The sequence below is a fragment of the Leptospirales bacterium genome (assembly GCA_019694655.1).
GTDB lineage: Bacteria > Spirochaetota > Leptospiria > Leptospirales > Leptonemataceae > SSF53.
Genome location: JAIBBN010000004.1, coordinates 268,903 through 290,136, shown reverse-complemented (window position 1 = coordinate 290,136; position 21,234 = coordinate 268,903). Strand labels below are relative to the sequence as shown.

The 21,234-nt window shown below is 59.0% G+C and carries 21 protein-coding genes; 3 read left to right on the top strand and 18 right to left on the bottom strand.

Annotated elements, in window-relative coordinates:
• Positions 1–33: 33 nt before the first annotated feature.
• From miaA to K1X75_09040, 7 genes are all read right to left on the bottom strand, one after another.
• Complete coding sequence (gene miaA, locus K1X75_09070; protein MBX7058206.1) at positions 34–957, bottom strand: tRNA (adenosine(37)-N6)-dimethylallyltransferase MiaA; 924 nt, start codon at positions 955–957, stop codon at positions 34–36.
• Entirely contained in the window at positions 954–1,535 is a 582-nt protein-coding gene (gmk, locus tag K1X75_09065) for a guanylate kinase (protein MBX7058205.1), read from the bottom strand. Before gmk ends, miaA begins: the two co-directional genes overlap by 4 nt.
• Positions 1,536–1,600: 65 nt before the next feature.
• Positions 1,601–2,401, bottom strand: coding sequence for a DUF1732 domain-containing protein (locus K1X75_09060; GenBank protein MBX7058204.1), 801 nt, complete (start codon positions 2,399–2,401; stop codon positions 1,601–1,603).
• 4 nt (positions 2,402–2,405) lie between these two features.
• The gene (locus K1X75_09055) at positions 2,406–3,266 is read right to left on the bottom strand and encodes a hypothetical protein (GenBank protein ID MBX7058203.1); all 861 of its coding nucleotides are present in this window, start codon (positions 3,264–3,266) and stop codon (positions 2,406–2,408) included.
• A gap of 25 nt (positions 3,267–3,291) precedes the next feature.
• Entirely contained in the window at positions 3,292–4,524 is a 1,233-nt protein-coding gene (locus K1X75_09050) for a hypothetical protein (protein MBX7058202.1), read from the bottom strand.
• A gap of 32 nt (positions 4,525–4,556) precedes the next feature.
• A complete protein-coding gene (locus K1X75_09045; GenBank protein ID MBX7058201.1) occupies positions 4,557–4,919 on the bottom strand; it encodes a hypothetical protein in 363 nt (120 codons plus the stop codon).
• A 13-nt stretch (positions 4,920–4,932) separates the two neighbouring features.
• Positions 4,933–6,906 (bottom strand): FapA family protein, encoded by a 1,974-nt coding sequence (locus tag K1X75_09040; GenBank protein MBX7058200.1) that lies wholly within the window; start codon positions 6,904–6,906, stop codon positions 4,933–4,935.
• 99 nt (positions 6,907–7,005) lie between these two features.
• Here K1X75_09040 and K1X75_09035 point away from each other — a divergent pair, with 99 nt between their 5' ends.
• The 3 genes from K1X75_09035 to K1X75_09025 all read left to right on the top strand — a co-directional run bounded on the left by K1X75_09035 (position 7,006) and on the right by K1X75_09025 (position 8,675).
• Entirely contained in the window at positions 7,006–7,746 is a 741-nt protein-coding gene (locus K1X75_09035) for a hypothetical protein (GenBank protein MBX7058199.1), read from the top strand.
• A gap of 94 nt (positions 7,747–7,840) precedes the next feature.
• Positions 7,841–8,224, top strand: a complete 384-nt coding sequence (apaG, locus tag K1X75_09030; protein ID MBX7058198.1) for a Co2+/Mg2+ efflux protein ApaG — start codon at positions 7,841–7,843, stop codon at positions 8,222–8,224.
• A gap of 34 nt (positions 8,225–8,258) precedes the next feature.
• Positions 8,259–8,675, top strand: coding sequence for a hypothetical protein (locus tag K1X75_09025; protein ID MBX7058197.1), 417 nt, complete (start codon positions 8,259–8,261; stop codon positions 8,673–8,675).
• A gap of 11 nt (positions 8,676–8,686) precedes the next feature.
• On the opposite strand, the gene K1X75_09020 is transcribed toward K1X75_09025, so the two are convergent.
• The 11 genes from K1X75_09020 to atpH all read right to left on the bottom strand — a co-directional run bounded on the left by K1X75_09020 (position 8,687) and on the right by atpH (position 21,223).
• Positions 8,687–9,439 (bottom strand): hypothetical protein, encoded by a 753-nt coding sequence (locus K1X75_09020; protein MBX7058196.1) that lies wholly within the window; start codon positions 9,437–9,439, stop codon positions 8,687–8,689.
• Between the two features lie 4 nt (positions 9,440–9,443).
• Positions 9,444–10,790: a threonine synthase gene (thrC, locus tag K1X75_09015; protein MBX7058195.1), complete on the bottom strand. Its 1,347-nt coding sequence runs from the start codon at positions 10,788–10,790 to the stop codon at positions 9,444–9,446.
• Positions 10,787–11,437, bottom strand: coding sequence for a hypothetical protein (locus K1X75_09010; GenBank protein MBX7058194.1), 651 nt, complete (start codon positions 11,435–11,437; stop codon positions 10,787–10,789). The genes thrC and K1X75_09010 overlap by 4 nt, the downstream gene beginning before the upstream one ends.
• The gene (locus K1X75_09005; GenBank protein ID MBX7058193.1) at positions 11,434–12,051 is read right to left on the bottom strand and encodes a hypothetical protein; all 618 of its coding nucleotides are present in this window, start codon (positions 12,049–12,051) and stop codon (positions 11,434–11,436) included. Before K1X75_09005 ends, K1X75_09010 begins: the two co-directional genes overlap by 4 nt.
• 49 nt (positions 12,052–12,100) lie before the next feature.
• Positions 12,101–14,572, bottom strand: a complete 2,472-nt coding sequence (locus tag K1X75_09000) for a hypothetical protein (GenBank protein MBX7058192.1) — start codon at positions 14,570–14,572, stop codon at positions 12,101–12,103.
• A 41-nt stretch (positions 14,573–14,613) separates the two neighbouring features.
• Positions 14,614–16,143, bottom strand: coding sequence for a hypothetical protein (locus K1X75_08995; GenBank protein MBX7058191.1), 1,530 nt, complete (start codon positions 16,141–16,143; stop codon positions 14,614–14,616).
• A gap of 224 nt (positions 16,144–16,367) precedes the next feature.
• A complete protein-coding gene (gene atpC / locus K1X75_08990) occupies positions 16,368–16,772 on the bottom strand; it encodes an ATP synthase F1 subunit epsilon (GenBank protein ID MBX7058190.1) in 405 nt (134 codons plus the stop codon).
• Between the two features lie 5 nt (positions 16,773–16,777).
• On the bottom strand, positions 16,778–18,193 hold the full coding sequence (gene atpD / locus K1X75_08985) for a F0F1 ATP synthase subunit beta (GenBank protein ID MBX7058189.1): 1,416 nt from the start codon (positions 18,191–18,193) through the stop codon (positions 16,778–16,780).
• Between the two features lie 36 nt (positions 18,194–18,229).
• A complete protein-coding gene (atpG, locus tag K1X75_08980) occupies positions 18,230–19,108 on the bottom strand; it encodes an ATP synthase F1 subunit gamma (GenBank protein ID MBX7058188.1) in 879 nt (292 codons plus the stop codon).
• Positions 19,109–19,128: 20 nt separating this feature from the next.
• The gene (gene atpA / locus K1X75_08975; GenBank protein ID MBX7058187.1) at positions 19,129–20,661 is read right to left on the bottom strand and encodes a F0F1 ATP synthase subunit alpha; all 1,533 of its coding nucleotides are present in this window, start codon (positions 20,659–20,661) and stop codon (positions 19,129–19,131) included.
• Positions 20,651–21,223 carry an ATP synthase F1 subunit delta gene (atpH, locus tag K1X75_08970; protein ID MBX7058186.1) on the bottom strand — a complete coding sequence of 191 codons (573 nt, stop codon included), beginning with the start codon at positions 21,221–21,223 and terminating at the stop codon, positions 20,651–20,653. The genes atpA and atpH overlap by 11 nt, the downstream gene beginning before the upstream one ends.
• Between the last annotated feature and the right edge of the window lie 11 nt (positions 21,224–21,234).

Genomic DNA, 21,234 nt, shown 5'->3' with positions numbered 1-21,234 from the left:
GTAGGGCTGCATGCCTTGCCGCAGCAAGGCGCATCAACCAAGATCGCCGCCTCTTATCTGCAGCAGCTCCGCCAGCTGATCTCTGGTCGCCGACCGCAGCCGCGACTCGCGCCGAAACCAGGTAATCTGCGCCTTTGCGTACTTGCGGTGCGCTTGAGCCAGGGCCTGGCCAAGCTGTGCTGCATTGACTTCTCCGCGCGCCGCAGCCAGGGCCTCAGGGCAGCCAATCATCTGTAGCGCGGCGCAGTCTCCATACAGTTCGAATACCTGCTGCGCTTCCATAGCCGCACCCCCGGCAACCATCCTTGCGGCGCGCTCCCTCAATCGCGGCGTTAACTGCCCAAGCTGCCAGTCCACATAGTAGCCGATGACATCGTAACGTGATTGTGGCTGCAGTCGCTTCTCTTCCCAGAGTTCCGACCAAAGCGCGCCGCCAGAAAACGCCAGGCTCAAGGCGCGACCAATTCGATACTGATCATTGCGATGGATTTTTCCGCCGGCGGCGGATTGGTTTTCGTCAGCCAGCGCCCGCGGATCCAGCCTCAGGAGCCATTGCAATTGCTCTTCGGGGTTCAAGGCAGATGTCTTGCGGCGGGCTTCTTCCGTCGTTTCTGCTTGAAATAGACCGCCAATCAAGGCGCGAAAATAGAAGCCGGCGCCGCCCACCAGCCAGGCGCGCTTGCCACGCGACTGAATGTCGGCAATGGCCGCGTCAGCCAGTTCAACATAGCGCGCGGCATCCAGGCTCTGGTCCGGCGCCAGAAAATCAATCAGGTGGTGGCGCAGTTGACGCTGCTCCTCTGCCGACGGCATGGCGGACAAGAGCCTCAGGCCGCGGTATACCTGCCGCGAGTCGCATGAGACGACTTCATTGTGATCGGGGTCGAGCAGAAGCGCCAGCTCGGTCTTGCCGCCGCCGGTCGGACCCAGCAAGGCATAGATTGGCTTGCGATTCATTTTCCCGCAACGGCGCCAAGCTGGTGTAGAATAGCGCTGAATTCCGCCGTCGCCCTGTCAAGGTCGTCATTTACGATCTTATAGTCGAATTCGGCTGCCGTTTTCAATTCGGCGCGACCCTGCTCCAACCGACCGCGAATCGACTCCTCGCTGTCCGTCTTACGATTGCGCAGGCGCTCCTCCCAGGTCGCGGTATCCGGCGGCAACAGAAAGAAAGTGCTCACCTGATTGCCAAGCGCCCGCCGAACGGTGCGCATGCCCTGGAAATCAATGTTGAGCACAACAGAACGCCCCTGATCGAGCATCGCCTGCACCGGACCCGCCGGAATGCCATAGAGATTGCCGTGGACGTGGGCGTGCTCCAGAAAATCCCCCGACTCCACGCGACGGCGAAACTCTTCGTTGGAAAGAAAGAAGTAGTCCCTGCCATCGAGCTCATCGCCGCGCGGCGGACGACTGGTGGCTGTAATGGCCACGTGCAAATCCGGATGCAGCCGGAGCAATTCACGCACCAGCGTTGTCTTTCCGCCTCCAGAGACGGAGGAGATCACAAGGACCCGCGGATTCGGCGCAACCATAGCGCTCCAGAATCAAGGAGCGCCTCCCTTTGGCAACCCACTTGCAGGCGCAAGCGAGCGCTCCATCAGCAAAGATTTCGAGCCTGTTCGCGGATATTCTCCAGAGCAGTCTTGATTTCTACGACCGCATTGCGAATCGAGAAATCGCGCGATTTGGCGGCAATGGTATTGGCCTCGCGCAGCATCTCCTGGGCGACAAAATCTGCGCGCTTGCCCGCATCAGGTCCGCCGCGCAATACCTCGTGAAATGCTGACAGATGAAGCTGCAGCCGTTCGATTTCCTCTTGAATCTCGCTGCGCTCCGGCTCCGCCCCCTCCTCGCCGGCGGCCATCGATGCCCTGCGGTCGCGACGCTGCAGATTGCGACGACGGGCGGCAATTTCACGCAGTTGTGAAACGATCAGTTGAAGATGGACACGCAACGCACGTACTAAACCGGCCCCTTCCTTGCGCCGGTTGCGCAATAGCGCCCGGCCAGCCCGGTCCAGCGCCTCAAACAGCAGGCGTTCCGGGAAGTGGGCGGGCAGTTGCGGCGTGATGCTAACCACGCCAGGCAGTCGCAGTATTTCATATGCGCTCAAGGGACCCCCGGCGCCCAGCTCCTCCGCCAGCTGCTGGTAGCGCAGGGCCAGAGGTCGATCAACATGAATTGCCTGAAATGCGCCAGGTGCGTCGGTCTGTATTTCGACTTCAATTCGCCCGCGTCGTATCAGTTCACGCAAGCGCTCCTGGATGGCGGGCTCGAGCGCGGCCAGCGCCGGCGGACATCGAATCGAACATTCGAAGAAGCGATGATTCAGCGATCGAATCCAGATGTCGAGCCGCAAGCCCTTGCGGCGCAGGCTGGATCCGCCCTGTCCGGTCATACTCTCAGCGCTCAGAGGCGCCTCCGGCTTCTGGACGCTGATAGGCTACGCCATGCTCCAGATTGCGAAGCTCAAAACCAGTGCGCATGCTGAACAGGCTCTCAGAATGTCCGACCACCAGATATCCGCCGGGTTCCAACGCGTCGTAGAAACGCCGCACCAGCGTTTCCTGCTCTTCGCGACGAAAGTAAATCATGACATTGCGGCAGAAGATCCCATGCATGCCTGACTGCTTTGATTGAAATAAGTTCTCGATTTCAAAGCGCACCCGCGCTCGAATATCGGAACGAACCCGAAAGGCCTCAGCATGGTCCGCATCCGGTCGAAAATAGCGATGAAGAATGGCCGCCGGTACTTTTTCGATGCGACGGCCGGAGTATAGCGCCTCGCGTGCAAACTGCACAACGCGCTCCGAGATGTCTGTGCCAACAATAGAAAACTCGAAAACACCGGTCTTCTTCATGCCCTCCACAAGTTCAATCGCCATGTTGTAGGCTTCCTCGCCGGAGGAGGAGCCTGCCGACCAGAAGCGAAGCGAGCGTTGCGAGAAACGATGCAGCAGATCAGGGAGCAAATCCTCTCGCAACAGTTGAAAATTGGGCGTAGTGCGCCAGAAGTAGGTCTCGTTGGTAGTAACCGCCTCCAGAAATCGATGCAATTCCTCGCCGCCCTGCTCCCCGGCAATGATGCGGTAGTACTCGTCGAAGTCGCGCATGCCAAGCGCCCGCAGACGGCGGCGCAAGCGATTGGATAGGAGCGTGATCTTGCGATCACTGAGACTGATGCCAGCCAGGTCATGGATCAGCGCCGCAAAGCGGCGAAACTGCTCCAGGTTCAGATCGGCAATCTCCAGGTATTCGGACACGGCTGTGTGTGGCGTCGCGCGAAGGTCAGTGTTCCAATCGTTGGCGACGCGGACGCTGACGGACTCCAGGCAGCGAAGCCAGTAGTTCCACTTCCGCTCGCGCAGCGCCGCTCTCCCGCGCTACCTGCTCTGCATCGTAGCCATAGCTCAAGAGCAATCTGAGGATCGCGCTACGCTCCTCCGGGCGACGCGCCAGCAAGCTACGCAAGTCGGCCTGACGCAGCGCAAGCTCCAGCTCCGCTTCCAGGGAGCTCTGGTTGCCATCTGAGGCAGACGCATTGGATGACCGGCCGGGGGCCGCGATTTCGCGCGACGCCGCCGAAAACACCGGCGCGAGGTCGTCGTCGGAGCTTCGCTCAAAGCGATCGACGCGCGGCGACGATGGAGGGAGGCGCGCTACGGAGTGGGGCGCGATGGTCTCCGCCGGCGCTTCTGGAATCTCAAATCGCTGACTGCGTCGGATGCTCTCTACAGACGCCGCCGGCGCTGCACTGGACGAAAGCCCCTCCGCGCCCATAAGCTTCATTACCGCGCCGCCAATGCGCCCCAGTACGCCAGCAACCAGCTCGCCGCCATTCGGAGCGGAGGCCGGCGCATCATCACGCGGCGCACGCGAGAGCATTCCCTCGCGGTATGCTGCCTCGGCGCTGCCTGGTGCGGCGCTTAATTCCAGGCTATCATTTCCCAGCCGTCCCAGGGCGCGCTCGATAGCCGTATCACTGCGCAGTGCATCTTCCGGAGGCGTCGACGACGACTGAGTAAGCTTGCGCGAAGGTTGCTTTGCGCGGAGGGCGGCATCTGGCTCGGCGCTGCTTTGCGGTTCCTTGCCCGACGCCTCGGCCGCATGGGTCGGCTTGCGCCCGTCGCTTTGTGTCGCAGCAAACAGATCCTCTACTGCCTTGCGCGAACGTGCGGCCCCCCGTCGCCCCTTCTTGCTCTGCGCCTCAAGCTGCTCCATCGATTCGCGCAGGCTGCGGCTGATTCCTTCGGCATGCCGCACCAGACTGTAGAAGGATTGATGCTTGTCCTGGATAAACTCAATCGAATTGTCGATGAATTGCACAGCCAGACGGACGTTCTCTTTCAGCTCCTCCGGCAGGGCCGAGCGCCGCGCTTCGCTCAGGGCGCGCGAAAAGCGCATCGAAAAGAACAGGTACATCAACGCGGCCAGGAACAGATTCACCAGGATTAGCGCGGCCAGTTCCATGGCCCGAGGATTGCCTGCGCCCCGGCGCCCGTCCACTAAATTATGTCGCATAAGGCGACTGCCGTAGCGAGCGCGGGCCAAACTCAGCCCAGGAAATCCAGGGCCAGCCCCAGTTCGTCCTCCAGCACAGCAAAACGTGACCGTATCATTCCGCCTGGCCCGTAGGTACGGCCCTCCTTGCGGATTTCATCAAAGCGTCGACGAGCCTGCTCCCGGAGTTCGCCGCGCCGCGGCGGTTCCTCGCCCGGATTCGTAACCATCTGAAAGGCGGCGTCATCGCGCCGTGCCGCAGGCTGCGCCTGGACTGGCTTCTGCAGGCTATCACTGCGAGCTCTGGTAAATTCCTGAATCTGGCGATAGACAATGGCCGCCTGCTCCTGGTTGACCCTCGCCGCCTGCTCGGGTATGGCCTGAAAAGCAGCCTGCAATTCCAGAGGCCGAATCATGATCGCAATCCGTTCATCGTCCGTGGTGGTGGGCGTCCGGTTTCTGAGCCTTTTCTAACTTTCCCGGTTTGATCAGTCCCCGTTCGCCGCTGACCTCATAGGCCAGTGTAACGGCGCGATAGACATCGCCCACATTAAAAACGGCATCGCGAATTGAGATCGTAACGCCCGGAAAGAGTTCCTTCTCGGCGTGCACCTTGCCTTCCGCGCTGAGTTGCTTCATGAATTCTTCGAGCTTCAGAAGCTCTTCGGCGATCTCCTGTTGCTTACGTTCCATCTTATCGATGCCGTGTTCGCTCTTTTCCAGCAACTCGGCCTGCTCTTCTGCAAAGCCGTCGGGGTCCGCAGTCTGTCGCGCCTTGAGAGTGGCTACGGTCTTGCGCGTCTTGGAGAGCTTATCATCGTTTTCCGCAGCCATTGCCTTCAGTTCTTCATACTGCGAAAGCACTCGCGGGTCGACGCCAACGACAATTTCAGTGGCTGTGCCGGCTGTTGAACCGATCAATCGAGCGCGTATTTCTTTTCGAGCGCGTACCGATCCGCCCACAATCTGAGCCCGGCGCCCATTGCAATAAACTGAGCCGCCGGATTCTACTTTGCTGTGCATCATACCTTCGGCGGCCGTCACATCGCCGGCCGCGTAGATCTCTGCGTTCTGAATGAATTTTCCCTGGACGTCGCCGCCAGTCGACTCGATGCGGGCGCCCAGGATCCCGCCGCGCACGACAATTTCGCCCTCAGCTTCCAGCTTGCACTTCTGCACGCTGCCGCCAATTTCAATGTTGCCAGCGGCCTTGACTTCGTAGTTGTCCAGCACGCTGCCGCCGACAACCACGGAACCAAGAAACATGATATTGCCGGTTTTGGGACCGACGTCGCCAACGATTCGAAAGATCGGTTCGACAGAGATCCGATTGTTGGAATAGACAACCTGGCCATTGATTTCGGCAATCAGCTTGGTGCGATCCTCGGAAAGGATCGTTCCCCGTCCCTGCCGCAGCTCAATGTCCTTTCCATCGCGCGCCTCCACGAGGCGATTGAATATCGTCTTGCCAATTGTCCCGCGCGTTGCCGGCAATTTTTCAGCCAGGATCTGGCCGACGACAACGTTCTCCACAAGATTCATCTGCTTGTAGTCAACTTTGCCGTGAGCGTCCTCCTCGTAGTTGACGCCTTCGCGTCGCACTTTGACCTTGTAGTCAATGCGCGCGTCTGCGCCGTGCTTTGCTGGCTGCCCCTCGGCTACCAGGATGTCTTGCATGTAGCGATCGTCCAGCAGCGCGGCTTCGATTTCCGTTTCCTTGAAGCCCAGCACTACGCCGTGTGCGCGCAGCGCAGCAACCACATCGCTGGTTTCCAGATGTCGCCCGCCAGGCCGCGGCGCCGTGATGCGCACAAAGGCTTTCATTTCATCGGGAGAAATATCGACCTTGAGGTTGGAATCGAGTTCCGGCCTGGGCATGTAGTTGGCAATCTTGATGGGCTGGCCAAGCCCTTCGCGTATTGTCTCCTCGACGCGGGCCTGGTCGAAGTTCTGACAGCCGGCCTGCTGGATACGTTGCAACACTGCCGACAATTCCACGGCGCGCCCCTCGCCCAGCGGAGAATATACGATCAAAAATACCCCGCTGCGATAGTTTCGAACAATGGCGCGACCATCCAGATGCTTGGGCTGGATATACTGTTCCAGCGCCTCGGACATCAACCGGTCGCCGACGCCAAGCTTTGCCGAAAACTCCTCGAGGTCGGCAAAACGATCCTCCGGCGGCAAAACCGCCACTTCCAGACGGTAGGGCGTTTGATTCAGCAGCGATCGCTTGCCGCGCTCCAGAATTTCGTAGTCCAGATTGGCGAGATCGGTGCGCAAGAATTCCGCAGCGCGGTTCAGGCAGGATGCAATGCTCAGTCCGACTACTTCGACGCGATCGTTGACTACCGCGGCGTCGGGCTGCTCGGCGCCAAGCAGCAGCTCTTTCAGTCGGTCCATCGTCGCTCAGCAGAACCCCGAGGCTGTCGCCAGGCAAGCAATTTCGATTTGCCCGCCGCGGCGCGGAGGCGCAGATCGGACACAGAATTGCAGAGTCTCATGATTCGCAGACTGGAAGAGTACCGGCTCAATGCGTGGCCCGGCAGTCGCCGCCTCTATGTGGACGGTATGGTGCTGCGCCTCAGCGGCGCCTTTGGACCGGAGTCCAATTGCGCACTTCAACTCTGGCCAGGCCGCGGCGCTTTGCAAGATCGCCTGACGCTTGGCGCGGCGATCATGCGCTCCGCGGGGCTGCCTGCGCGATTTCGAATTGCACCGCTGGAGGACCATCGCCGCCTGTCTGAGGCGCTGCAGGCCCGGGGTTTCCGGGCGGAAGCTGAGTATTGCTTGTTCCGCCTGGCCGCCGCCGGAATAAAAATTCCGCCGCCCGCCGAATGTTCGGTCGCAATTGAGGAACGCGGGCTCCATTCCTGGCTGGCGGCAGCTGCGGAGTGCGACTACTGTAGCCCGGAACTGCTGCCGCGCCTGGCCGCCATCTTAGAACAAATTCCAACACGACGGGCCCTGCTTGTCGCTTATCTACAGGGCGAAGCATCGACAATCGGCCTCGCCGTGTTAGAGCAAACGGCGGCGACAGTTCCGGTGCTCTGGACGCGGCCCGATCGGCGACGTTTGGGCCTGGCGACAGCCGCGCTCAGCTCGCTGCATGCCTGGTCGCAATCGTGCGGCGCCAATCAGCTACATCTCCAAATCCCGGCCCTCGACAGCGGCGCCATGGCCTTCTTGCAAAACCGGAACGGAAAGGAAACATACAGAGTACAGTATTTGAGCGCTCATTGAGTGCTTTGGTCCTGAGCCGCTCTGGCCGATTCTTAAATCAGAAGACGGGAAGTTTCGGGCTTGCTTGGGACCGCGCCCCCGCTGCGATGCGCCTATGTCCGAGGCGGTAACGCAAGGCGTTCGGATTCGAGTCAATAGCGAGTTCGTACCGGAACGATCCAATCCAATGCAGCCGTTGTATTTCTTTGCCTACCATGTAACGATCAGCAATGAAGGGGCGCAGGCCGTCCAATTGCTCAACCGCCATTGGAAAATACGCGATGCCTTCCGGCGAATCGAGGAAGTGCGCGGACCCGGCGTAGTGGGTCGACAACCGCGTTTGAGTCCCGGCGAAAGCTTTGAGTATACCAGCTATTGCCCGCTGCCCACGGAATTCGGATCGATGGAAGGCAGCTATGAAATGGCCTATGATGATGGCGCAAGTTTTGAGGCACGAATTGCGCCCTTCCAACTGGTCGCCCCGCAAGCGGTCAATTGAGCAAAGGCGCAAGAGACGAGGACATTAGAGTTACATGGCCTTCACTGAAGACGACAATTGCCGCGAAATTCTGCTCAAAGTCCTGATCGCTGAAGCCTGGCGTAACGGAGGGCCCAGCGACGATGACCGCGATGTTATCGAAGATTGGATTCAGGCCCTGGCGCTGGAGGGGCCCGAGCGCAGCCGCGTGCTGGGCCTGCTCAATCGACCAGTCGACGACTTTCAGGCGCAGATCTACGATGGCCAATTGAAGGCAGCGCTATCATCGCACGGCGGTTGCCAGCGCATGAAGGCGGCGCAAAATCGAATTCTCGGACGCCGGCGCCGCCCTTTCCCGCTTGAAATTCAACTTGCGCGCCACATCGAAGAAATGCTGCGCGATCGCTCCGGAATCCAGCTGCTGGTCGAGGATGCGCAAAGCGCTCAGCCGACGGCTTCCGCCGCTCAGTAGAATCTCGTCGATCAAAGCCTGGCCAGCTGCACGCTGCCGCCGCGAATTGCGAGACGCAATTGCTGCGGAGTACAGTCGCGCTCCAGACATAGCCGATGAAATTGACGTCTGGGCGACTCATAGTCATCGCTCATGGGCGTGATCATTCGCGAGATCGCTCGCCCGCTGGCAGCATCGGAGTGGATTGAAAAAAGCCGCGGATCGAATCCCAATTGTTGCAGCAATATCAGCACCATCGCAATCCCCATTCCGGCGCCCTCCACTTGATCGCCATGCTGCAAATAAAACTCATAGAGGCCATCGGCAAATTGCGCCTCACGGAACTTCTGACGAATGCGTAGTTCTTCTTCGGCATAAAGCGGAAAGGGATTGGAAATTGTAATAGCGACCGCGCGCGGACTGTGTTCAAAGCGTACGTCGACAAACAAATCGCGAGCACGAATCGCCTGCAGGTATCCGGAAATGTGCGTCCGATTCAACTGTTTTCGAAAGATCGACATCGCCTCAACGTAGTCGCGCACCTCGCCTGGCTGAATACCCAGCTCATCGAACAGAATGCGCTTAATATTTGCTTTGGCAGCATTTTGAATCAATTCGCGAACGGCCGCATAGAGCGGCCCGGCCAACTCCGCGCGATTAAAATAGCCATAAACCGCCTCCATTGTTCCCAGCAGCCGTTCCTCGCTATGTTCGCTCAATACGCGCGAGCGCAGCGTAATTGCTCTGCCCTGCTGCAAGGCCTGTAGGACGTTGGGCGCGGTCATCGCTCTACTTTCCGAGACGCTCGGCCAGGGCGGCGCGCACGCGCTTGATGTCGGCCGGCAGCGCGACCGGCATATTTCGATAGCGTTGCTGGCCGACATCGCTCAGGCGGCCTTCATGGTAGCCGATTTTGAAATCAGAAAATTTGAGTCCGTGCGCGGTAGAGATCAATGCGACGCTCTGTTGCGCCTTGATAGCGCCTTGCTGGCGCAGCTTGAAAAGCGCAGCCAGGGCAACGCCCGTGTGCGGATCGCAGAACTGTCCAAATCGATCGGTTCGAGCGGAGGCCTCAGCAAGCTCCTCTTCACTGGCCTGCTCCACCACTCCCTCAAATTCACGCAAGGTGCGCACGGCGCGCGGATAGCTTACAGGATTGCCGATCTGAATGGCGGAAGCAAGGGTGGTTCTGGCCTTCACTGGCTCCAGGGCGGAAAAGTTCTTCTGAAAACTCAGGTAGAGCGGATTGGCGCGCTCCGATTGCGCAACACAGATCCGCGGCAACCGATCGATCAGGCCGCAGTCGCGCAGTAGTTTGAAACCAGCCCCGAGTGCGCTGACGTTGCCGAGATTGCCGCCCGGAATGATGACCCAGTCTGGAGCCTGCCAGCCCAGTTGCTGGACCAGCTCGATGCTAACTGTCTTTTGCCCCTCGATACGCAGCGGATTCATTGAATTGGCCAGATAGATGCTTTGATCGGCGGTGATCGCTTGCACCACCTCCATGCATCCGTCGAAATCAGTATCCAGCGATAGTACGATGGCGCCCGAGGCCAGCGGCTGGACCAGCTGCGCCGTCGTAATCTTTCCGGCCGGCAAAAACACAATCGTCGGAATGCCGGCAGCGGCGGCATAGGCTGCCAGCGCTGCACTGGTATCGCCGGTCGAGGCGCATGCTACGGCTCGGATCGAAATCCCGCGGCGGATCAGGGAGCGCACATGACTCACCAGAACGGTCATACCCAGATCCTTGAAGGAGCCGGTGTGGGAAATGCCGCATTGTTTGATCCAGAGCCTGCTCAGATCGAGTTCGTGCGCCAGCTCGTGGAGCTCGCTGAGCGGCGATCGACCCTCGCTGTGACTGACAATATCCTGATCATCGATCTCCGGCAGCACCCACTCGCGTTTCCCCCAGACGCCCGAATTCCAAGGATGACAAAAATCGCTCATCCGACCTTCGAAAAGCTGCTTCCATTCTTGAGCCGGCGTCGCCTGCAGGGCGGAAACGTCATGAAAAACTTCAAGCAGTCCGTCGCAGTGTTGACACCGATAGAGAACGACGTGCAAAGAATACTGTCGACCGCATTCGATACAACGCAAGACGGCCTTCAGACCTGAAATTGCTGGCGGGATCATTCCGTGGGCTCCTCCTGCCCGCCGCGAAAGCGACTGAATCCATAGAGTCCTTGCTTGTTGCGCGAGCCGGTGTCGACGCCCGGGAATATGCGAGTTAAGGAAAGCGTAAATCGCATCACTTCTTCGCCCAGGTTGTTAATCACAAATTTGACTGACAATTCAAATTCAACATATTGCAGGGCTCGATTGTTCTTCACGCTGGCCGCCAGGCGAAAGGCGGCAGCGTGACCGATCAATTCGCGGCTTTCCACGGTTTCCCCATCCTTCATTGCCTCGATCTTGCGACCATGGGGCGGCCGGTAGTACACATTGGCGCCAGGCTGAATGTTGATCTGGTATTCCTCCAGGCCTCGCTCCTTTTCAAAGCGCAGAATCAACTGGTCCTCGCGGATGCCGCTGAGCCGAAGTTTGATGTCGGAATCGAGCAGACCGATGCTTACCTTGCGCTGTCGATTCTGATCGGAAAGAAATAGATCCAGGGCGTAGCCAACCTGCGGCGGCGGAGCGTCCTGCTCCGCCTTCACTCGACGGGCCGGCGCCACAACAACAATGTACAGAATCCAGGATACGCCCAGCAAGGCCGCCAGCCCCAGCAGCGCCGCTGCAAAGGTCAGAGCGGCCGGCGTAATAATCGCAAGCGCGCTCATCGCACTTGCGAGTTCAAGTACTCAATCGCCCGGCGTCGCTGCTCTTCATCGCTCAGGCCTTCGCGCTTGTGGATCACCCAGAGGTAGTGCGCCTTGAATTCCCGTGGATTCACCCCGCCGGCCAGGAAGTCGAAGCGAAAACGGCTGATGTCGTCCTGGAAGAATTTGCTGGCCTGCCAGGTGCGCGGCGTGCGCCCGGCAAGGTAAGCGATATGCTCGATGGCGCCGGAGAGCGGATTGAGCCGAATCTGCAGCACGCCCTCCAGACGCAGATCCATGAAGTCGGCCTTGTCATGCTCGCTGCGAAAAAAATCAAACTGCTCGCGATCGCCTTCAATGTCCTTCTTGCGACGGAATAATTCGCGGCGAGCAAGTTGTCGCACATGGTAGCCATCGCGATCAATCAGAATTCGGAAGGTGGTTCCATCGGGCGCAGCGCGCAGGAAGGGATCGTCCTGCTCCGTCGGCGCATCCGGTTCATTGGCCGGATCATAGGCCAGAGCCGCAGAGCCCTCGCCGCCGGCATCTCCGGCGGCGCAGGATATTAGCAATGCCGCAGCCGCGGCAATTGCCATCGCCAGCGCGTATCGCAGGATGCGAAACAATGAGGTCATCGGTCGGACTCCAGGGCGGCGCAACGGGCCGTAACTGCAGGGCGCGCCGTCAATCGAATACGGACAACATTTTTCCGGCGTCTTGCGCATCGCGGGGATAACTGACCAGCGAGTGAACCAGCTGGGGATCCACCGGCGAACCCGGCAAGGAACGAGCTCGACGAATTTCGGCCTTCAATTTGCGAATGAAGATTTCAGACTCTTCGCGATCTCGACCGGGCAAAATCAGGGCAAAACGGCCCTGCGCAACACGGGCCATAAAATCCGTTTCAAAAAGCAGCCCGGACATCGAACGGGTGAGGCCGGCCAGAAAATCGGCCACGCGCTCGGCGGGCGCCAGTTCGTTCAGACGCCGAATATTCTTTATCCGAAAATCGACCAGCGTCAACGGGGCATTGAATTCTCGCGCCTTGCGCAACTCGTCTTTGAGGCGTTCCTCCAGCGGACTGAACGGATCCCGGAACAGGGACTCGCGTTCGCCAAGAATGATGCAGTTGGCCGCCGCCGAGGAAATGATTTCAGCCGCCGTGACCATCAACTCACGATTCAATTCCGTCCAGGGTTCGGTTGTGCGATGGATGGTAATGAATCCGGCCAACCAGTGCATATTGATCAGAGGCGCAATCCAGTAGTGCTGCATAAGCGCCAGATCGTCGTTCGTATAATTTCGAGCAATTTCCGGATGGTTGCGAAAATCGGCCAAATCGTAGACTCGCGTCAGATTGGAAACCATGGCGACGAGCTCTGAATTGACTCCCAGATGGAAGCGTTCCATGGTGTCGGGGCTGATTCGATTCCCGGCAAAAATTCGATACTCTCGGTCGCGCGGCGAAAGCAGGACCAACGAAAAGCTATCAACGTGAAAGTCTTCACGCAACCGTTCAGCAAGCAAATCGTATAGTTCATCCAGGCCGCGCACGTTAGCTGCCCGGCGGGCCAGGGAGAACATGCTGCCATGGATCATGTTACGGCGACGAAGCTCTTCCGTATCGCGTTCAAATTCCAGTCGCGACAACACCCGGTCCGCGCCCACCGCTGCGATCTCGCCCAGCAGCGAAAGGAACTCAAGATCATCCACGGTATAGTCATTGCCGCTCAATTGTGCGCCAACAAATGCAATGCCGTAGAGCTGACCCATGTTTTTTAGCGGAACCACCAGCCTGGCGCGAGAGGTTTCCAGGATGCGGCGCTCCACCGGCGATAGCGCAGTGCGCGGCTGATTCAGGAATTCTTCAACGTACTTAACCCCATCTTCCTTGGCCAGACGATCATAGATCTCATCGCCGCGCTTCAGCGCCCAGCCCTGCGGCATTTCGAATCCGCTATGTGCTACAGGATAAAAGATGCCGCCATTGGCGCTACGCTGCACAGCTGAGAAGATACAAATAGTTTCAGCGCCGACCTGTCCCATAACGGCGTAGTTCAAACTATCCCAGAGGTCCTCAAAGCGATCAATAGTTGATATCTCTTTTGTAATATCAAATAGCGCCAGATAGTGGTCGACCTTGCGCTGGCTGGCAATGTAGCTTTCGGCGGGCGCCGTACTCAAATCATCGCCATCAAAAAGAAAGTCGCGATCCGTTGGTCGACGCGGACTTTGTTCCTGCTGCAATTGGGCGGCGTGTTGCTCTGCCTCTTTTTCCGCTTCCTGCTGCCAGGCCCCAAAAGGATCCTCTTCGCTATCCGACGCCGGGGAGGCGGATGCCTCCAGCGCCTCATCGGCGCCTGCCTCTGATTCAGGCTGCACCAGCTGCGGGGTCCAGGGCGCAGCAAACTCGTCTTTGAGTTCCGGAGTATCGCGCTCCAGAGATTCAGTCAGATCAGGAAAGGCCTCAGCATCTAGCTCTTCGCCGGAATGTAAGATATCGCCTCCCTCCGGCTGCAAGGAAACGGGCGACTCGGCCGCGAGGTTTGCCGATTGTTCTTCCCCCGCCAGGGCGGAAGGCGGCTCCTCCAGAGCAAGGTCGAAGGGATCGAGGCCGACGGGATGCGTCGCTTCAGTTTGTTCCGCCTCTTCCGTTCGAGCGGCGGCGACCGCCGGAGCGATGCTGGTATCGAAATCATCAAGAGCGGCGGCAAATGGACCAAGCGCGTCTGCGCCGGCCAGCGTCGATTCTGCAGGAGGCTTCGCCGCCTCTAAGTCGGCGTCGGAGGTCCTTGCCGACTGCGCATGTTGCAACGCCTCGGCGCGCGCTCGCAATCCCTGGCGGCGCTGCTGGGCGCTGGCCGGCTGGGCGCCCGCCTCCAATTCGCGCAGTCGATCGCGCAAGCCGCGCCGCGGAGGCGCGGCAATCGGCCCAGTCAACGATGGCGCTTCGCCAGCCATAGCCTCGGCGCGACGACGCAGTCCGTGGATGCGGATGCCGCTGTCCGATGATGCGCTGCCTGCACTCTGGCGAAGTCGCTCGGCGCGGGCCCGGAGCCCCTCGGCCGCTGCGCTCAGCGTGCTGCGGCCAGGCGCTTCAGGCGCGTCTGTGGACGTTTCTTCGCGCGCCAGCGTGGCTTTGTCGAGCAGGCCCATCGGCGCAAAGCCTCAAAGCGGATTGGGCAATGGCAAGCTCATTAGAGCCCGAGCTCGTCCATGATGCGTTTGTAAAGATCGAAGTATTCAGAATGGCTGAATTCGCGAATGGCCGTTTCCGGAAGCTGGTCAAAAAGACCGTCCAGGTAGGAGATCATCTTGCGCAACTCTTCCTTGTTTACGCCTGAGTCTACGGCAACCCGTTCGGCGACGGCGGCGCGCATCGGCGGCGCTTCGCCATGCCCGGCCTCGATCGTTTCGCCGTATTCATCCAGATTGATGACATCTACGGGCGGTTCCAGAGCGGCAATGGCGCTCTCATCTTCCAATCCGGCGCGCGCCTGGACGCCCTCGGCGTCTGTGTCTTCGAGAATGGAGCTGAGCTCATTGTCGGAGAGGGCCGTTGGCCCCTCCTCCATGCTGGAAAATTGACTGAGTTCGCTCTGGTCGCCGCTTTCGAACTCCAGCGACGGTGCCTGTTCGGCAAATTCGATATCGCCGAGGCCAACTTCGCCCTCGCCGACTTCAGAAACGATATTTCCCAATTCTTCGGGCGTCAACGCGATCGGTTCATTGTCGTCCAGATCAAGCATGCCAGCCGGCAGCTCTTCGCTGATTTCCGCCGGCAGATCGCCGTCCAGCAACACCTGGCTGAGTTCGTCGTCCGAAAGCGTGATATTCTCTTCTTCTGCATCGAGGCCGGCAAAGGCTTCGGCGGGCGTTTCAGCGTCGCTTCCGACTTCCATTTCCGACGCGCCAAAATCTGCATCAAAGCTGGGCGCACTGAAATCGTCGCCCACATCAACTTCGCCAAAGTCGACCGCTGGCAGCTCCGATGTATCGCTCATCGCAAATTCGTCAGCGCTCTCCGTTGGTTCAACGTCCGTCAGGATATTGTCCAGTTCATCAGCGGAGAGCGCGATCGGTTCGTCGTCGTCGCCCGACAGCAATTCGCTCTCGATGCCGCCTGCTCCATCGCCGTTGCTTTCTTCCAGCTCAGGAATGACCAGTTCTTCAGTTGCCCCGGCGCCGGACTGGAAATCGTCAAAGCCGAGTTCTTCGTCGGGGTTCAATTCGCCGCTGGCAGGCGCAATGGGCGCAAGATCAACTTCCGGCACATCGGCAAACTCATCGCTCACTTCGGCCCGAAGATCGCCTTCGGAAATTTCGCCGAAGCTATCGTCTGTCGATCCCAGGATATTTTCCAGTTCGTCTTCACTCAGACTGACAGATTCATCGCCGTCGCCTTCCAGGATGGAAAGTTCCGGGGGCAGGTCCGCGCCTTCGCTGGCATCCATGCTGAAGGCGACCTGTTCCGGCTCTGAAGAGTCAACGGAAAGGTCTCCGGCTAAATCATCGAGAGCAGGCAATTGCTCATCATGCGGCTCGAGATTCAGGTCGTCGCCCATCGCGGGCTCGTCCAAGGGGTGCAAAGTGCCAAGCGAAAAGGGGTCGTCTCCAGAATCATCCTGCGAATCCAGACTCAGCGGACTTTCATCCAGCTTGAAGTCCAGATCGTCCAGGGCCGGAAAATCATCCAGCTCACCATTCTGGGCTTGTTGCTCTTCCATCCCTGTTTCCTGTCGTCATTGGCGGCTGGTCCTGCTCATCCTGAGTCTGGCCAGCAGCGGTTCCTGGACCTGCCTGGACGCCTTCTAAAGTGTCGGAAACGGCCCCCCACAAATTTGATGCAGGCGAGACAAAAGAGCGATCAAAAAGCTGCCGGCGGGACATCATTGCCCCATTTCCTGGAGCAATCAGTGGTCCGTAGCTCGTAGATTTGCGTCAGCAGGGATCAGGCGGCGCCGTAGCGGACCCGGGTGCGCGCCGCAGCGATTCGGTCCAATCGCTGCTGAACCTGATACTCGCCCTCGGCATGCATTGCCAGGGCCTCTTTCAACGATTTTTCCGCCTGCGCCAGATCGACAAGCTCCAGGTCTTCGGCATGGTTGGCCAGTACGGTGATGCGGCCTGGCTGAATTTCTACAAATCCGCTATCGATCACAAAGGAACGCCTTCCGGCATCATCCTGCAGCGTTAGAAGACCAAAGCCCATCAGTCCGACCAGCGGAGCGTGCCCTGGCAGAACGCCAATCAGCCCATCGTGCATCGGGATTTGGGCGGAGAGCACCTCGCCCTCGTAGTGATTCTTCGAGGGCGAAACAATGCTCAGCTCGATGTTTCGATCTATGCCGGCCATCCGCCTTACACCGCGATGCCCATTTTCTTGGCATTTTCAAGCGCCATTTCAATGGTGCCGGTCATATAAAAGGCGCCCTCCGGCAGATGGTCAAACTTGCCGGACAGCAGCTCCTTGAAGGAATGCACTGTATCTTCCCGTTTGCAGTAGATTCCCGGACGACCGGTAAACTGCTCAGCCACGTGGAAGGGCTGTGAGAGGAACTTCTCGATCTTGCGAGCGCGGCCTACCAGGATCTTATCGTCTTCAGACAGTTCATCCATACCAAGAATGGCAATGATGTCCTGGAGGTCTTTGTAACGCTGCAGCACGCGCTGCACCTCGCGAGCCGTCGCGTAGTGCTCTTCGCCGACCACTTGCGGCTGCAGGGCGCGCGAGGTGGAGTCCAGCGGGTCGACGGCTGGATAGATCCCCTTTTCGGAGATGGCACGCGAGAGAACGGTCGTTGCATCGAGGTGCGTAAAGGCGGCCGCAGGCGCCGGGTCGGTAAGGTCGTCGGCAGGGACGTAAATGGCCTGCACCGAGGTAATCGATCCGTGCTTTGTCGACGTAATGCGTTCCTGCAAGGCGCCCATCTCGGTGGCCAGCGTCGGCTGGTAGCCTACCGCCGACGGCATGCGGCCCAGCAGAGCTGATACTTCCGAGCCGGCTTGCGAAAAGCGGAAGATATTGTCTACGAACAGCAGACAGTCGGTTCCGGTAGTATCGCGCAAAAACTCGCACATCGTCAGCGCCGACAGGGCGACGCGCAGGCGCGCTCCCGGCGGCTCATTCATCTGACCGTAGCACAGAACGGCGCGATCGATTACGCCTGATTCCTTCATTTCAATCCAGAGGTCCGTGCCCTCGCGAGTGCGTTCGCCCACGCCGGCAAACACGGAGTAGCCGCCGTGCGCCTTGGCCACGTTGTTGATCAATTCCTGGATGATGACGGTCTTGCCTACGCCCGCGCCGCCAAACAGTCCGGTCTTACCGCCGCGCGTATAGGGCGCCAGAAAATCGATGACCTTGATGCCTGTTTCAAAGACCTCGACCTTGGGCTCAAGGTCCTCAATACGCGGCGCCTTCTGGTGGATGGGCCGACGCTCTTTGACCTGCACCGGACCCAGCTCATCAACTGTTTCGCCCAGCACATTGAAAATGCGACCGAGCGTCGCTTCGCCAACCGGAACGCTGATCGGCTGACCGCGATCCACTACCCGCTGGCCGCGAACCATGCCGTCCGTGGAAGAGAGCGCTACGCAGCGTGCGACGTTGCCGCCCAGGTGCTGCTGGACTTCGGCCACAATCGTCTCCTTCTTGCCGACGACTTCTACTTCAATCTCCAGTGCATTGTAAATCTCAGGCAACTCATCGAAAGCCACGTCAACAACGGAGCCGAGTACCTGCAGAATCTTGCCTTCGTTCTTATTTGCGCTCATATTCCTTTCAATCCTGCCTGTGATATTTGCCGCCGCTCAAAGGGCGTCCGCGCCGCCCACAATTTCGGCCAGTTCCTGCGTAATTCCGGCCTGACGCACGCGATTGTAATATCGAGTCATGAGGCGCAGCATTTCGCCAGCGGCATCGGTAGCATTCTTCATTGCCACGCGCCGTGCAATCTGCTCCGAAGCCACCGCTTCCAGCAGCGCTCGAAAAAGCGAGGTCTTGATCGAGAGCGGAATCATCTGCGCGGCGATCAATTCTGGCGCCGGCTCATAGATAACCGGACCTGGCGATTCCTTGGGCGCAGCGCCGTCGGCAGCCGCTTCGGCGTAGGAGAGCGGCAGCAGCTGGGTGATGCCAGGACGCTGGCTGCCTGCCGAGTGATAGATAGTCGAAATAATTTCCACACGATCGAGACGTCCGGCGGCAAATTCTTCCATCAAGAACTCGGCCAGCTCCTCCGCCATTTCGTAGCTGAAGTTGTCATCGAAATGGGTCCAGCTCCTGGCCACGCCGATCTTGACAAAGCGCAGATAGCTGATCGCCTTCTTGCCTATGGCATAGACCGTTGGCTGGCGTCCCTCGCTTTGTTGAATCAGATATTGCGCGCGCAACAGCTTGAGCACGTTGGAATTGTAGCCGCCGCACAATCCGCGATTGGCGGTTATCACAACGAAAGCGACATTGCGCGGATGCTCTTCCACCCGCAAGAAGGGGGAGTCGATACGCGATCCCAAATCGCCCAGCGATGCCATCATCTCGCGCAGTTTGCGAGCGTAGGGTTGCGCCCCGGCGACCCTCGTGACCAATTTCTTGGATTTGGCCGTGGAGACCATCTCCATGGTGCGCGTGATCTTACGCGTGTTCTTAACGGAGGCGATCCGCTTCTTAATTATTTTGGCGCCAGCCATTGCCTCTGGTCCTGCTCAGTTCAACGGGCGCGAACGTCCGCCGCCTGCCCCTTGCGGAAAGAGTCTGCAAAATCGAGAATGGTCCGCTCCAATCCCTGCTCATCATCGATCTTCTTTGATTCCCGAATGCCTTTCAGGTACTCCGGATGTGCACTGCGCATATGCTCGATCAGAAGCTTTTCAAACTCGCGAATGCGACCGACCTCGATCTTGTCCATCAGTCCGCGTGTCACAGCAAAGATGGACACCACCTGCTCTTCGACTGGCCACGGCTCGGATTCACTCTGCTTGAGCACTTCCAGAACGCGGTAGCCGCGGTCCAGCTGCGATTGGGTGGCGGGGTCCAGTTCGGTGCCAAGCTGGGCAAAGGCCTCCAGCTCGCGGAACTGGGCAAGGTCAAGCTTGAGCTTGCCGGCCACCGACTTCATGGCTTTGATTTGCGCAGCGCCGCCGACGCGGCTCACTGAAATACCCACGTCGACCGCCGGACGCTGGCCCGCAGCAAAGAGGTTGGGCACCAGATAGATCTGACCGTCAGTGATGGAAATGACGTTGGTCGGGATGTAAGCCGAAACTTCGCCTTCCTGGGTCTCAATGATCGGCAGGGCCGTGAGGCTGCCAGCGCCGTATTTGTCGGACATCTTCACGGCGCGTTCCAGCAGGCGGCTGTGCAGATAAAATACGTCGCCCGGATAGGCCTCGCGACCTGGCGGGCGGCGAAGTAACAGCGACATCTGACGATAGGCGTTGGCATGCTTGGAGAGGTCATCGTAGACACAAAGCGTGGCCTTTTTCTCATCGTACATGAAGTACTCAGCCATGGCCGTGCCAGCAAAAGGCGCCAGGTATTGCAGCGGGGCCGGATCAGAGGCGGAGGCGAGAACCACAATCGTGTAATCCATAGCGCCCTTGCCGCGCAGCCGCTCTACCATCGCCGCAATACTGGATGATTTCTGACCGATGGCAACATAGACGCAGATTACGTCTTTGCCCTTCTGGTTGAGAATGGTATCGAGGGCAATGGCGGTCTTGCCGGTGCCCCGGTCGCCAATGATCAATTCGCGCTGGCCGCGGCCGATCGGAATCATGCCGTCAATGGCCTTGACGCCAGTCTGCATCGGCTCGTGGACCGGCTGGCGGCGGGCAATGCCCGGAGCGATAATTTCAATTGGGCGCGTACCCCTGGACTTGATCGGCCCCCGTCCGTCCACCGGACGGCCCATTGGATCGACGATGCGTCCGAGAAGGTCCTCGCCGACCGGAACTTCCAGAACGCGGCCCAGGCGCTTGACCTGATCGCCTTCCGTAATGTTGGTATACTCGCCAAGGACGACAACGCCCACCGAGCTTTCTTCCAGGTTGAACGCCAGGCCCAGAGTCCCGTTGCTGAACTCCACCATTTCGTTGAACATTACATTGTCCAGGCCATAGACCCGGGCAATGCCGTCGCCCACCGAGATGACTTCGCCGACTTCGGCAAGGTCCAGCTTGCTCTGAAAGCTGGAGATCTCTTTCTTGAGAACGCTTGTAATTTCGTCTGTTTTAATTTTCATAGAACGCCTCGCCGGCAACTTTGCGCGCCAGAAGAATTTGTCTGAGCCGCTTCAAGCGACTGGAAATACTGCTATCGATTACAAGATCTCCGGAACGCACCACAACGCCGCCAATCAAGCTGGCCTGCACTTCTTCATCGAGCAGCACTTTACGCTTCAAATAAGCGGTCAGCGCTTCGCTCAGATCTTTGCGTTCGGAATCAGTGAGGGCGCGAGCGCTTTGCACACGCACATGACGACGTCCCAGCTTCTCATCCGCCAGCTTGCTGAATGCCAGTGCAATCTGCGGCAGACTGTCAAAGCGGCGACGACGGGCCAGTACGCCCAGAAAATTGTAGAGCGTCGCGCTCAAGGCCGGCTTCAGCGAACGCTCCATCGCGCGCACTTTCTCCGCCGGGTCCATTACCGGAGAACGAAAGAAGGCCCACACGGCGGTATCGGCGTGCAACAATGCGGCGACCTCGCGTAGTTCCTGATCGGTTTGCTCGAGGGTCTTTTGCTCCTCGGCTAACTCGACCAGCGACTCAGCGTAGACATTGTTCAATTTCGGATCGGATTGCATTTCCGCTTCCT